13 protein-coding genes and 1 pseudogene are annotated in these 12,493 nt (G+C 57.1%); 10 read left to right on the forward strand and 4 right to left on the reverse strand.

Annotation, left to right across the window (positions count from 1 at the left end):
* Nucleotides 1-217: pseudogene (locus ACTZWX_RS11910) on the reverse strand (type VI secretion system tip protein VgrG); the annotation flags it as partial.
* 168 nt (nucleotides 218-385) lie between these two features.
* Here ACTZWX_RS11910 and ACTZWX_RS11915 point away from each other — a divergent pair.
* On the forward strand, nucleotides 386-814 hold the full coding sequence (locus ACTZWX_RS11915) for an SRPBCC family protein (protein ID WP_444714124.1): 429 nt from the start codon (nucleotides 386-388) through the stop codon (nucleotides 812-814).
* 189 nt (nucleotides 815-1,003) lie between these two features.
* Nucleotides 1,004-1,804, forward strand: a complete 801-nt coding sequence (locus ACTZWX_RS11920; RefSeq protein WP_058091691.1) for an oxygen-binding di-iron domain-containing protein — start codon at nucleotides 1,004-1,006, stop codon at nucleotides 1,802-1,804.
* Between the two features lie 25 nt (nucleotides 1,805-1,829).
* On the opposite strand, the gene ACTZWX_RS11925 is transcribed toward ACTZWX_RS11920, so the two are convergent.
* The gene (locus ACTZWX_RS11925) at nucleotides 1,830-2,252 is read right to left on the reverse strand and encodes a tetratricopeptide repeat protein (RefSeq protein ID WP_444714125.1); all 423 of its coding nucleotides are present in this window, start codon (nucleotides 2,250-2,252) and stop codon (nucleotides 1,830-1,832) included.
* 182 nt (nucleotides 2,253-2,434) lie between these two features.
* On the opposite strand from ACTZWX_RS11925, the gene ACTZWX_RS11930 reads away from it, so the two are divergent.
* From ACTZWX_RS11930 to ACTZWX_RS11950, 5 genes are all read left to right on the forward strand, one after another.
* Entirely contained in the window at nucleotides 2,435-3,163 is a 729-nt protein-coding gene (locus ACTZWX_RS11930) for a YebC/PmpR family DNA-binding transcriptional regulator (protein ID WP_444714126.1), read from the forward strand.
* Between the two features lie 15 nt (nucleotides 3,164-3,178).
* Entirely contained in the window at nucleotides 3,179-3,922 is a 744-nt protein-coding gene (locus tag ACTZWX_RS11935) for a glutamine amidotransferase (protein ID WP_444714127.1), read from the forward strand.
* 37 nt (nucleotides 3,923-3,959) lie between these two features.
* On the forward strand, nucleotides 3,960-5,405 hold the full coding sequence (locus ACTZWX_RS11940) for a phospholipase D family protein (RefSeq protein ID WP_444714128.1): 1,446 nt from the start codon (nucleotides 3,960-3,962) through the stop codon (nucleotides 5,403-5,405).
* Between the two features lie 93 nt (nucleotides 5,406-5,498).
* Nucleotides 5,499-5,900 (forward strand): PA2779 family protein, encoded by a 402-nt coding sequence (locus ACTZWX_RS11945; protein ID WP_444714129.1) that lies wholly within the window; start codon nucleotides 5,499-5,501, stop codon nucleotides 5,898-5,900.
* A 29-nt stretch (nucleotides 5,901-5,929) separates the two neighbouring features.
* Nucleotides 5,930-6,919 (forward strand): PA2778 family cysteine peptidase, encoded by a 990-nt coding sequence (locus ACTZWX_RS11950; protein ID WP_444714130.1) that lies wholly within the window; start codon nucleotides 5,930-5,932, stop codon nucleotides 6,917-6,919.
* On the opposite strand, the gene ACTZWX_RS11955 is transcribed toward ACTZWX_RS11950, so the two are convergent.
* A complete protein-coding gene (locus ACTZWX_RS11955) occupies nucleotides 6,916-7,575 on the reverse strand; it encodes a class I SAM-dependent methyltransferase (protein WP_354447554.1) in 660 nt (219 codons plus the stop codon). The genes ACTZWX_RS11950 and ACTZWX_RS11955 overlap by 4 nt on opposite strands.
* Nucleotides 7,576-7,767: 192 nt before the next feature.
* Between ACTZWX_RS11955 and ACTZWX_RS11960 the strand changes: the two genes are divergently transcribed.
* From ACTZWX_RS11960 to ACTZWX_RS11970, 3 genes are all read left to right on the forward strand, one after another.
* Nucleotides 7,768-8,790 carry a helix-turn-helix domain-containing protein gene (locus ACTZWX_RS11960; RefSeq protein ID WP_444714131.1) on the forward strand — a complete coding sequence of 341 codons (1,023 nt, stop codon included), beginning with the start codon at nucleotides 7,768-7,770 and terminating at the stop codon, nucleotides 8,788-8,790.
* Nucleotides 8,791-9,038: 248 nt separating this feature from the next.
* On the forward strand, nucleotides 9,039-10,853 hold the full coding sequence (locus tag ACTZWX_RS11965; protein WP_444714132.1) for a choice-of-anchor D domain-containing protein: 1,815 nt from the start codon (nucleotides 9,039-9,041) through the stop codon (nucleotides 10,851-10,853).
* Nucleotides 10,854-10,955: 102 nt separating this feature from the next.
* A complete protein-coding gene (locus ACTZWX_RS11970) occupies nucleotides 10,956-11,798 on the forward strand; it encodes a DUF6160 family protein (RefSeq protein ID WP_444714133.1) in 843 nt (280 codons plus the stop codon).
* A gap of 33 nt (nucleotides 11,799-11,831) precedes the next feature.
* On the opposite strand, the gene ACTZWX_RS11975 is transcribed toward ACTZWX_RS11970, so the two are convergent.
* Complete coding sequence (locus ACTZWX_RS11975; protein ID WP_072677818.1) at nucleotides 11,832-12,491, reverse strand: hypothetical protein; 660 nt, start codon at nucleotides 12,489-12,491, stop codon at nucleotides 11,832-11,834.
* Nucleotides 12,492-12,493 lie beyond the last annotated feature (2 nt).

The raw sequence follows: 12,493 nt of genomic DNA on the forward strand, positions 1-12,493 counted from the left end.
AACGCCGCAGGGGTTGGCCGTCTTGCCACACCACCAGGTCCACTGGCTGTTCCAGGATATCCGCCGCTTGTACGTGCGGGTCGGTACTGGCCAGGTGCAAACGGCCCTGGAACAGCTGAGAGAGGCTTTCGGTCAGCGCGAAGCCGACAACTGCGAAGTGATCTGAGGGGAATTCGCCTACACGGGCGGTAAACTGCAATCCGCTTGCCTGGGGCATGACTTCGGTCCCTGAAGATTAATAATGAACTGCTTACTCGTCCTGAGCGTGCCTGAGTATAACCAGTGTGGATTGTAAGGCCAACCTTGCATCTGCCCACATCTACGACTTTTGTTGAACACTGTGAACAGTTACTCTTGTAGCAACGATTACAACAAGAGAGCAACCATGGCTATGTACACCATTGAAATCAATGAGACTATTAATGTCCCGCGCAGAAAGGTTTTCGCCCTGTTTGCAGACCACCAACGCTTCGGGAAAATGCTTGGCGCACCCGTAAAACGCATCAAAGACAGTGACCAGGCAGACCCAAACGGCCTGGGCTCCGTACGCAAGATCGGCATCGGCCCCCTCTTTCTCGAGGAGACCGTACTGAACTTTGAGCCCGACTCGCTGATTGAATACGCCATCACCAGCATGAGCCCGATCAAGAACCATCTGGGCAGAATTCGCTTTTCGGAGACTCCGGACGGCCAAACCCAGCTGAACTACACCATCACCTTTGAGGACATAGTGCCATTCTCTGGAAAAGTGGTGAGCGTCGCTCTGGAACAAGGTCTGCGTCGCGGTATTAAACGGGTGCCCAAACTGGCCTGATGCCAGATAACACCCCGCTAAAAGTACCTAAGCAACAAACCGTTACTTGATGAATATCAGATAATTGACCTGAGGCAACACTTCACATTTGTCAATTCTGTAACCTCCCGCGCAGCTTGCAATATCCGGCCATCAGTAAGCCTGACTCGGCTTTCTGATGGCACAACCAATCCTCTGCGGGAGAGCGAAATGGCGGCTGAACCGATTGTGCTTTTCGACAACGGACACCACAAGTGCCTGATGTTTGATTCACTGGTGACTGGCGAAGGCGTTCAGTCGAACCAGTTCCTGGTTGTCGACGGCAAACATGAAGCCCTGATTGATCCCGGCGGAGACCTCACTTACACGCCACTGTCAGTAGCCGCCTCGAAGTATATGAACATCCGCGACATGGATTATGTCTTTGCCTCTCACCAGGACCCGGACATCATTGGCGCCATCGACCGCTGGATTGTTCATACCCGCGCCAAGATTGTGACCTCCAAGCTGTGGGCCAGATTCCTTCCACACCTGGTGTCCAGCTATGTCACCAATCAGCTCAGCGGAAGCGTTTACGACCGCATCGTCAGCATTCCTGATGGCGGCGCTAACGTCCGGTTCGGTGACAGCTACCTTCAGTGCCTGCCTGCGCACTTCATGCACTCCGTGGGCAACCTGCAGTTCTATGATCCGGTCTCCAAGATCCTGTTCTCAGGCGATCTTGGCGCCTCTATGGGCGGTGAAGATGACCACGAGCCGGTCAAGGATTTCGACAAGCACATCCCCAACATGATCGGTTTCCATCGGCGCTACATCGCCTCCAAGAAGGTGTGCGGCCTTTGGGCCAATATGGTTCGCGGCATGGATGTGGCCATGATCGTGCCCCAGCACGGCAAGCGCTTCGAGGGCCCGGTGATGGTTGACCGCTTCCTGAACTGGGTCAGCGAGATGGACTGCGGGATTGATCTGGTATCACAGGATAACTACCGACAGCCGGTGGAATACGTCTGATTCGCTCGGTCTATAGTTACGTGAATCACGGCTGGCGCGCAGCCTGTGCTCGTGCCAGCCATTCATCGGCCAGATTTTCATCTATGGGCACACCCAGGCCCTGGCGATAGGCACTGGCCACTTCCTCCATGCCGATGGCATCGCCAGCTTCCGCGGCTTCCAGATACCACTCGAACGCCTTTTCCAGGTTCTTCTCAGTTCCGAGACCGGCAGCATACATGTTGGCCACGTTCAGCATGCCCTGGCTGTTGCCCCGCTCGGCAAGCTCGCAATAGCGATCAAAGGCTTCGTCATATTGCCCCATTTTGTATACGGCATAGGCCTGCAACGCCTTGACCATATCCCGGGCTATGCGGGTTTGTTCATCATTTTCCTCGGCATTGATCCCCGTAACGGGTGCCAAGGCCATGGCAATGACCAGTAAAACCGTTGGCCGGATAACATTCATAGCGAAACTCCACCGAGACTGACACACCATGACAACCTAACAGCCAGTACCAGCCAAGTCGCCGCTACCAAAGCACCATTCAACTGGTACCTTCGAACCACCAGCCGGCAAAATAGGCTGTCACCCAGGCCGCTAGTTGAGTAAAATCCGTCCTTTTACCGAGAGCACGAGAGGCACCACAGATGGGCAGAGCCTACCAGAACCGCAAAGAATCCATGGCCAAGACGGCCGCGGCAAAAACCAAGGTCTACAGCAAGTACGGCCGGGAAATCTACATGAGCGCCAAGTCTGGCGGCACAGATCCCCAGGCCAACCTGTCGCTTCGCGGGCTCATTGAGCGGGCAAAGAAAGACCAGGTTCCCGCACACGTGATTGAAAAAGCCATCGACAAAGCCAAGGGTGGCGCGGGCGAAGATTACTCCCCGGCTCGTTATGAGGGTTACGGCCCCGGCAACTGCATGGTGATTGTCGACTGCCTGACCGACAACCCCAACCGCACTTTCGGCGATGTGCGCCTGGCCTTCACCAAAACCAAATGCAAAATCGGCACCCCTGGTGTTGTGGCACACATGTTTGACCATTGCGCCATTTTTGCCTTCTCCGGCCAGGATGAAGAAGCCGTTCTGGAAGCGCTGATGGAAGCCGATGTCGATGTAACCGACATCGAAAATGAAGATGGCAAGATCACTGTCTTTGCCCCCAACACCGAATACGCCAAAGCCAAACAGGCCCTGGAATCGGCGTTTGAAGGCATTGAGTTTGATGTCGATGAAATCCAGTTCCTGCCCAAGACCACCACAGTAGTGCAGGGCGACGATATTCCCCTGTTTGAAAAGTTCCTCGACATGCTGAACGATCTGGACGACGTACAGAACGTGTTCCACAACGCGGAACTCCCGGAAGAGTCATAAGAGTTGGAGCTGACTATGGCTGGAACAGAAGCACCCCACAAAGCCCGCGTGGTGATCCTGAAAACCGGGTCTACCTACCCGCAGATCAGGGATCAGTTCGGGGACTTTGATGCCTGGTTTTCGCGGGCGCTTTCCAGCCAATTAGAACTCACGATTGCAGACGTCACTCAAGCACCGCCGCCTGGGCAACCTGGCGACTGGCAAGGCATCGTCATTACTGGTTCACCGGCGATGGTGAGCGAGCGTGCGGCCTGGAGTGAAACGACGGCAGCGTGGGTTCGGCAAGCGGTTGAAGCGGGCGTTCCGCTTCTGGGCGTGTGTTATGGGCATCAATTATTGGCCCACGCGCTTGGCGGCAAAGTGGATTATCACCCAGACGGCCGGGAAACCGGCACCCAGGCGGTAACCCTGTTTGACAGCGCCCAGGACGACCCACTGTTCAGCCAGCTGCCGAAACAGTTCCCGGCCCAGCTGACTCACAAACAGTCGGTAATAGAACTGCCTCCGGGCGCTGTGCTTTTGGGCCGCTCCACCTTTGAACCCCATCAAGCCTTCCGGGTTGGCAAGAATGCCTGGGGCGTTCAGTTCCACCCGGAGTTCAACGAACAGATCATGAAAGCCTACCTGGAAGTCCAGTACCCTGATCTTGAGACCGAAGGCCTGGACGCAAACGCCTTGCTGAGTTCCGTTCAGCCAGCACCCACGGCCAGCCAATTGCTCCGGCTTTTCGCCGACTGGGTGATCAAACAGCAGCACTGAACCAGCACCCATGCCCATTCGATGGAACGAACCCACCATGATCCTCAAGTTCATTGTCGGCGTTGTCCTGCTCAGCCTGATCGGCCTTGGCCTCTGGCATTCCTTCAAGCCCCTGCCGCCCGGCATTCGTTATCAGGGCGATGCCGCACCACTGGAAGACGCTGAGCTGCTGACAGACACCACCCGCCATTTCAGTGATGGGCAGTCAGCGCTGGATCATGAGATATTCGACGAAATCTTCCGCCTGATCGAACAGGCAGAAACCTTCATCTTGCTGGACATGTTCCTGTTCAACAGTACCGGCCCCGAGGACATCCACCTTCGCCCCCTGGCCGAACAGCTCACCCAGGCTTTGCTTGAGCGAAAGAATGCTCAACCAGATATGGATATTGTTCTGATTTCAGACCCCTTGAACACCTTTTACGGGGGCACCCACTCACCTCACTTTGATACCCTGTCTGCCGCTGGCGTTGAGGTTGTTGTCACGGATCTGCAACCGCTGCGCGACAGCAACCCGGCCTGGTCATCCCTATGGCGATTGTGTTGCCGGTGGCTGGGCAACAACCCGGATGGTGGCTGGCTGCCCAATGCCCTTGGCAACCAACCCGCCACCATCCGAAGCTATCTGGCGCTACCGAATTTCAAAGCCAATCACCGGAAGCTTCTGGTGGCCGACGAAGGCGACCGGTTCCGGGCGGTTGTCACCTCTGCAAACCCCCACAATGGCAGCAGCCGGCATAGCAATATCGGGCTGGCCTTCAGTGGCCCCGCGGTTCTGGATGTCATCCGAAGCGAACAGGCTGTTATCCGGATGTCCGGTGCCGACAGCAGCACACTCGAGCGCTGGCTGGAACGGATGACTCAAGACAGCCAGCTGCCCGACCCTTCACAGGGCACCATCAAGCTTCTTACCGAGTCCGCCATCCGGGACGCCGCTCTGGATATGATCAATCGAAGCCAGCCGGGGGAGCAGTTAGACATGGCCATGTTCTATCTGTCGCACCGTCCAATCATCAACGGGTTGCTGGAAGCACAGCACAGGGGCGTCGAGATCCGCCTGCTGCTGGATGCCAACAAGGATGCCTTTGGCCACGAGAAGAACGGCATTCCAAACCGACCTGTTGCCCGTGAGCTGCACGAGGCCGGCATTCCGGTTCGCTGGTGCAACACCCGGGGCGAGCAGTGCCACAGCAAACTTGTCATCTACCGTGGGCCGAATGAGCAAATCGAACTGCTGCTGGGCTCCGCTAACTTTACCCGTCGTAATCTGGATGACCTGAACCTGGAGTCCAACGTGTGGCTGGCCGTACAACAGGATGACCCTGTCGCGCAAAAGGCCAACGCCTTCTTTGACGACTACTGGACACACGGCCCAGACAAAGAACAGGCCCTGAGCCTGCCCTATTCAGCCTGGGCCGATCACTCGAGGCTGAAGTACTGGCAATACAGGGTTATGGAAGCCACGGGACTCTCCACATTCTGAGCTTTAGCATGAAAGCGTGAACGTTTTGTATGTTGAATCAGTACACATTCCCATCTAAGGTTTTTCGATAACCCAAGAACCAAGGATTCTGATATGAACAGCCTGAGACGACACATGAAACGGCTTTCCCTGATCATGGTCATCTTGATGTCGTTCGCGACCACCTTCTCCGTCTCGGCCCATGCCGGCATGGTGGGCACGGGCGAGCTGATTCAGCAGCAACAGACCGACCTTGACCGCCAGCAACTGCTGGACATGCTCGATGACCAGAACGTGAAGGACAAACTGGCGCAGATGGGTTTCAGCGAAGCTCAGGTTGCCGAACGTATCCAGAACCTGACACCGGCCGAGCTGGCAGACTTCGAGCAACAACTGGCGGAGGCCCCCGCCGGGGAAGGCGTTGTCGGCGTTATCGTGCTGTTCCTTCTGGTATTCATCATCACCGACATGCTGTGTGCCACGAACCTGTTCTCCTTCGTCAATTGCATTCGTTGATACCCTACGCCCCCATCAACAAGTCCGGTTTGGCTGGCAGGTTTGCAGCCCTTCTGGGGCTGATCCTGCTGGCAGGCTGTGCCAGTACACCGCCCTGGCCAGAGACTGCAGCCCCTGCGCAACAGGACAGCACAACGCTGGACCAGGCGTTGCTGGATCACGTCCCTTTCTACCCCCAGGAAAAGTACCAGTGTGGGCCGGCCTCATTGGCAACCATGCTGAACACCCAGGGCCTGGCAACGGACCCGGAGATCCTGAAAGAACTGGTTTACCTGCCCGGCCGCCAGGGTTCACTGCAAGTTGAAATGGTCGCGGGCGCCCGCTCCCACGACATGGTGGTGTATCCACTGAAGCCCAACCTTGAGGCAGTACTGGGCGAGGTGAATGCAGGCAACCCCGTTCTGATCATGCAGAACCTCAGGTTCAATTGGTGGCCACAATGGCACTTTGCGGTAGTGGTGGGCTACGACAGTGAAGAGGAAATCCTGATTCTGAATACAGACACCCGGCGCCATTACCGGATGCCCTACAAGGTGTTTCACGCCACCTGGAACCGGGCCGACCGTTGGGCGGTGGTCGTTCTGCCGCCAGACACACTGCCCGCAACAGCGGAAACCCTGCCCTACCTGCGAGCGGCCCACGATCTGGAAAGCACCGGCCACACCCGGGCCGCTCAGCAAGCCTACCAGGCCGCCGAACAGCAGTGGCCAGACCAACCCGCACCGATCATGGCCCAGGGTAATCTGGCGTACGACCAGGGCAATGCTGAGGGCGCCGCATCACACTTCCTGCGCGCCGTTAACCGATTCCCCGGATTCTCGGAGGGTTGGAATAACCTGGCTTACGCCCTCAGCGCCCGGTCTTGCCCGGAGCAGGCCAGCAAGGCTCTGGCCTGCGCGGCCAACCTGAACCCGGAACGTTTTGGCCAGGCGCCTGAGCTGCCAAAAGGCACAACCGGAGGCAGCCGAAGCTCCTGCCCACCGATACCGGATTGCCCCGCTGACACGATAGAGCGCTAGCCCGGCTTGCGAATCAGTACCACGTCTTTACGAGGCACTTCATACTGCCAACCGTAGCGGTCAGCCAGCCAGGCGAACGTCTGTTCCCGGTAAAATACCACGTGGGTTGGGTCGCGCCGATAGTGCCAATGATCAAACCGATCATCATCGGTCTGGAAACACGTCATAATCCCCAGCCAGCCCCCCGGCTTGAGCAACGAATCCAGTTGCCTGAACACCTCAGCAGGGCGGTACAGGTGCTCTACCACCTCGGTACAGGTAATGAAATCGTACTGCTGCTCGAGGGCCGACGTGGCAGGGTGGAAGAACGGATCGTACAGCGCCATGTCAAAACCTGCCTCCCGCATCATGTCCGTAAGCGCCGGCCCAGGCCCGCAGCCGAAATCCAGCCCCCGGGCACCATCAGCCAGCTTCGCCAACAGGGGCTCTGACAGCTTCGACAGAAACCGGCGATAGCCGGCGTCCCCGGTGTCATTGTTATGCAGCGCGTATATGGCGCGCTCCTCATCTGCCGTCAGGTGACACTCAGGGGCCATAACCGTTGCCAGGCATTGCCCACAGCGCAGGTAGCGTTTTTCCATAACCGTGCGAAACGGCTGCAAAGTGCCCGATTCACACACCGGGCACAGGAGCCGGCCGCCATCACCCTCTACCATTTTGGCAATTCCCAACCTATCGAAAGTTTCATTGTCATATCCGGCCATGAAACCAGTTTGTGACCAGCTGCCGGAAAGCCACTCCCTTACGGTGCCTATACTGGCGCCTGAAGCAGCCTGTAATAGGCATGAATGATAACAACTGTATGGTTTATGACGAAACGCCGGGGTAATCCGGCCCAGAGACAAAACATGGATACGTTGAACAGTCTTGCCCTGGAAGTGCCAATTGTGTCGGCCCGCTATGCTTACCGGTTCATCCGGTTCATGGAAAACCGGGGCGTAAAGCGCCACACCATTCTTGAGGATACCGGCGTTACTGAAGACATGCTCGAAAGTCCGGAGGCCAGCCTGTCGATAAATCAGGTTCTGGCGGTGCTCGGCAAAGCGGACTGGTTAATGACCGATGAACGAGCCGCCTTCGAGTTCGGCCAGCAACTGGATCTCCCAAGCCATGGGCTGCTGGGGTTCGCGGTACTTGGCCAGGAGAATCCGAGGCGGTTGATCAGCATGATCGTGCAGTATCTCCGGGTGGGGCTGCCATTGATGGATATGGAACTGGCTTCCACCGGCTCTACCTTTCGAATCCGGCTGATAGATACCTGGGGGCTTGGGAGCCTTCGCCCCTGCCTGACCAAAATTTACATGGGTAGCATTCACCGGGTATCCAGCCAGGTGTGCAGCCATTTCAGCTTCCAGTTCGACTTCCCCAGTGTCATACCCGAAGAGGACTGGAAACGGCTCGCGCCCGGCTGCGAGTTTGAATTCAATGCCAACGTAAGCCAGGTAACCATGCCGCTCAACGGACTACCGATCCGAAAAGACGACGCCAGCCTGGAATTCCTGGTGGCCCGCACCCGCCACGACCGCAATCAGCAAACTCTGGAGGCCGACGAAACGGTTATGCAGGTACGGGAACTGATCATGAGCCAGCCAGGCCGCCCCTGCACCACTGAAAACATTGCCCGGCGCCTGGACATCAGCCCCAGGACGCTCAGGCAACACCTGGCCAGCGCAGGCACCTCGTTTCGCGAACTGAGAAACGACATCCGGGAAAGCTTTGCCACGCTGTACCTGAAAGACACCAATGTGCCACTGGAATCGATTGCGGAAAAACTGGGCTTCAGTGACCAAGCCGGCTTTACCAAAGCGTACCGGTCATGGACCGGCAATACGCCCGGCGACGTTCGTCGCAAGGCCCGCAAAAAAAAGTGAACAGGGTTCAGCTATTAGGTTGATGCTGTTCACGCTTTAGGCAATCCCTCCCTTCTTCTCCGTTTTGGACAAAAACCCTGCCGGGGCAAGCAATGACCCGCGCCACCCCAAGACCGTTAAATGACCCTGCACTCATGCGTGCCCTGCACGTGTGGCAAAGGGATCTTTGCAAGTCCGATCGAGCTGTCCGTCATCGGTGTTGTCTGCAACCCAACTACAACAACTACAGATAGACAGAGGACGAACTCATGAAACTCAGGAACCTCAATACGAGTGTCCGCAAGCTCGGCCCGGCCGTTGCGGCAGCGGCCTTGTTAGCCGGTGGTGCAAGCAACGCAGCGGCAGAGCCGGTATCCATTGAACTGGCGTTCGAATGCCCGTTCCCCCTGATCGGAACCCAACCCATCCGCGCCCAGATCAGTGCAGACATTCCCACGGTAGCCAACGTTGGTGAGCCCACCCCGCAGTTTGAAGTCACCGCTATTACCGTAGTGAACGACGACGCCCGCACCGGGCTCAAGCTGGTTGGCTCGGAAACGGTCGAAGGCATCGCAACCAGCTTCAACACCGTGGTAACCGCCAATCGCAGCCTGGAACAGATTGTCGAACTGACGATTCCGCCCACATTCATTCCTAACGTAAGCGGCGAATTCAATGTTCCAGCCTCTGGCCTGGCACCTGAAGTGCTCTTTACCGAAGACGATATCGGTGAGGCTGAGATTCGCGTCGGCGGGCTTACCCTTGACCTGACAGCCCGCACCCCGAATGGCGATATTGCGCCGGCTCCCATTGGCGAGATTCTCACCGACTGCGTGCAACTTCCGGATCAGGACAACCTGCTGCAAACCATTCTGGTTAGCGGTGAGGTGTCCGAAGCACCGCGTATTGGCGTCAACCGGGAAGACCTGGCCTTCGGAAACGTACAGGCCGGTTTGACGGCAGAGCAAACCGTCACCGTTTCCAACACGGGTAACGCTGCCCTGGGGATCAATAACGTTACCATCAGCGGCACCGATGCCGACGCGTTCCTGCAGACCAACAACTGCGCAAGCCTGGCTCCGAGTGAGTCCTGTGACGTGAACGTAACCTTCGCGCCGAGTACCGAAGGCACTCGCAATGCAACCCTCACCATCGAGTCGACCGATGCCGACAACCCTGCTGTTGATGTGGCATTGACCGGCCGTGGTGTACTGGCCCCGACACCTGAAATCGGCGTTAATCCAGACGCCGTTGACCTGGGCCGAATCCAGCTGGGCCAGAGCGCATCGGCTGAAGTGACCATTAGCAACAGCGGTAACGAAGTCCTGCTGATTGACAGCATTGCGCTAGAGGGTGCCGGCGCTGCAGACTTTGTTCAAACCAACAACTGCACAACCATTGCCGCCAACGCAAGCTGTACCGTTGAGTTGAGCTATACCGCCAACGCGGTGGGCGTCAGCAACGCCAACCTGGTGATCCGTTCAGACGACCCGGAAACACCGGAAGTCAGCGTTCCTGTCTCCGCAGAGGCCTTTGAGCAAACCGGTTCAGAACTTGAGCTGCTGCTCGGCCTGGAAGGCTCTACGTTCATCAAGTCCTCGGGCGGCACCTTGCCCCTGAACGGTTCCATTGCCACCCTGCTGGATCTGGCGGCGGGCACCTTCGAAGCCGACCTGGAACTGGACCCAACCTATGGCAACTTTTCCATCAAACTACTTTTCAGCAGGCTGAATGCCTCAGCCAATGTTGAATTTGAACAGGCAGGCGTCACCACCGGCACGCTGATTAACGGCAAGCTCACCGCCAACTCACAGCTGTACGTGAAAGTGCCCAAGGTGGCGATCAAGATCTTCGGCCTGCCGCTCCGGGTTGGCGGGGGGGCCGAGTGTATGACTCGCGAGCCCGTCAGCATCGACCTCGCTTCGGTTGAAGGCTCCAACTTCTCGCCAGCGACCGGCGGCACCGTCAACGGTGTCTACGATCTGCCACCGCTGGAGAACTGCGGACTGCTGACCAGTCTGCTCAACCAGTTCCTCACCGGTTCCGGCAACACCATTGAACTGGAGTTGACCCCGGAACAGTAAGGAAATCCGGCTTAGCCGGATAACACAGCCACAGCTGGCGATCGCCGGCTGTGGCTACGTCGTTGGAAACGTCGAATAACAAATCCAAAAAGGAACAATACAATGAAAAGCCTGAAAAAAACTGCGTTAGTGCTGGCCATGACGGGCTTGCCGTTTGCCGCACAAGCCGACCTCAAGCCTCTTGACGACGCCCATATGGGCAACATCACCGGTCAGGCCGGTGTCACCATTGAGCTGGAAACCCGGGTAGACATCGGCGAATTCCGGTACACCGATGAAGGCTCACTGTCCATCAAAGACATCAAGATTGGTGGTGCCAACCGTACAGATCTGTTCGAGGAGATCACGGATTTCCGCGACGCCCTGTTCGGTCAGACCAGTGATCTGATCGACAACATCAAGATCGACATCGACATCGCGGATGACGGTGACGCACTGATCAATATCTTCCCGATCACCGCGGCGCCGATCGATTTCGGTATCAGCACCGGTGACTGGACCCTTGAAGGTCACACCGATACAACCTTGCTGGCCAGCAACTTCAACATGGCGGGCGCCTTCACCAAGGTTGGCATCCGCGTTGATACCACCACCGACACCCTCAACCTCAATACTCAGGTAGGCATCTCCGAGCTGAACGTTGATTTCGACTTCCTGGCCTTGGGCATCCGCGGCCTGAAGATGACCGGCGCTGACTACATGGGCACCCGGCTCGACGGCTCCGCCGCGAACCCGGGCGTTCTGACTCTTGGCGCCACCATTGATATGGACGTGTACAAGGGTACCCGCCTGGGTGGTGCCGGCGACGCCCTGGCCATCGATCTGAACACCTTCGCGGCAGATATGTCGATTGACCAGGTGCTGGTGGGCGGCACCTCTATCGGCTCGGTGATGATGGACAACCTGGTGGTTCAAGACACCACCATGCGCATCTACGGCCATTAAAACCGAAAAGCCCGGCGCTTGCCGGGCTTTCACTCACTTCCTGAAAAAGCGTGGATTACGCTCGATAAACGAATCAATCCAGCGCTCCAGGAACGAGTTCCGCTCAGGGTTCTTCAGGTATCGCCAGCCAAGGATCGAAATAATCAGCGCGCCCAGCGCGTCAACGATCAGATCCCACATGGTATCGGTCAGCCCCGAGGGATCGCCCAGCATCGGCTTCTGCATGTTCATGCCAAACAGGCTGTCCATGGTAAATTCGAAAATCTCCCATAGGGCGCCAACGCCCAGCGCGAACATAAAGGCAAAGAACGCTACAAACCCGGGCTTCATGTGAACATGGATCTTTTCGGTCTCGTTCATGATGTGAACCAGCAAGAAACCGAGTATCCCCAGAAGGAAGCCAGACATGGTATGCAGCGCCATGTCCCACCACCAAAACCGGTTGTAGTAGTCGTGAATCTCTCCGAGAAACAGTGACGCGAACACGAACCCGATGGCCGCCAACTGCAGTTCCGGGGGAATGTGAATCCGGAACCGCCGCTCAAACAGTATCGGAAACAGCGTGATCACAATGATCATGCTGGTCAGGAAAGCGGTAAACCAGCGCTGCCCCCAGATCGCAAGCACCGCCTCAAGCAACAGAATGGATTGCAGAAACAGGGTGATTCTCTGGTGAGTAATCCGAATTCTCATAC

It is taken from the genome of Marinobacter sp. NSM, assembly GCF_052380025.1.
Classification (GTDB): domain Bacteria; phylum Pseudomonadota; class Gammaproteobacteria; order Pseudomonadales; family Oleiphilaceae; genus Marinobacter.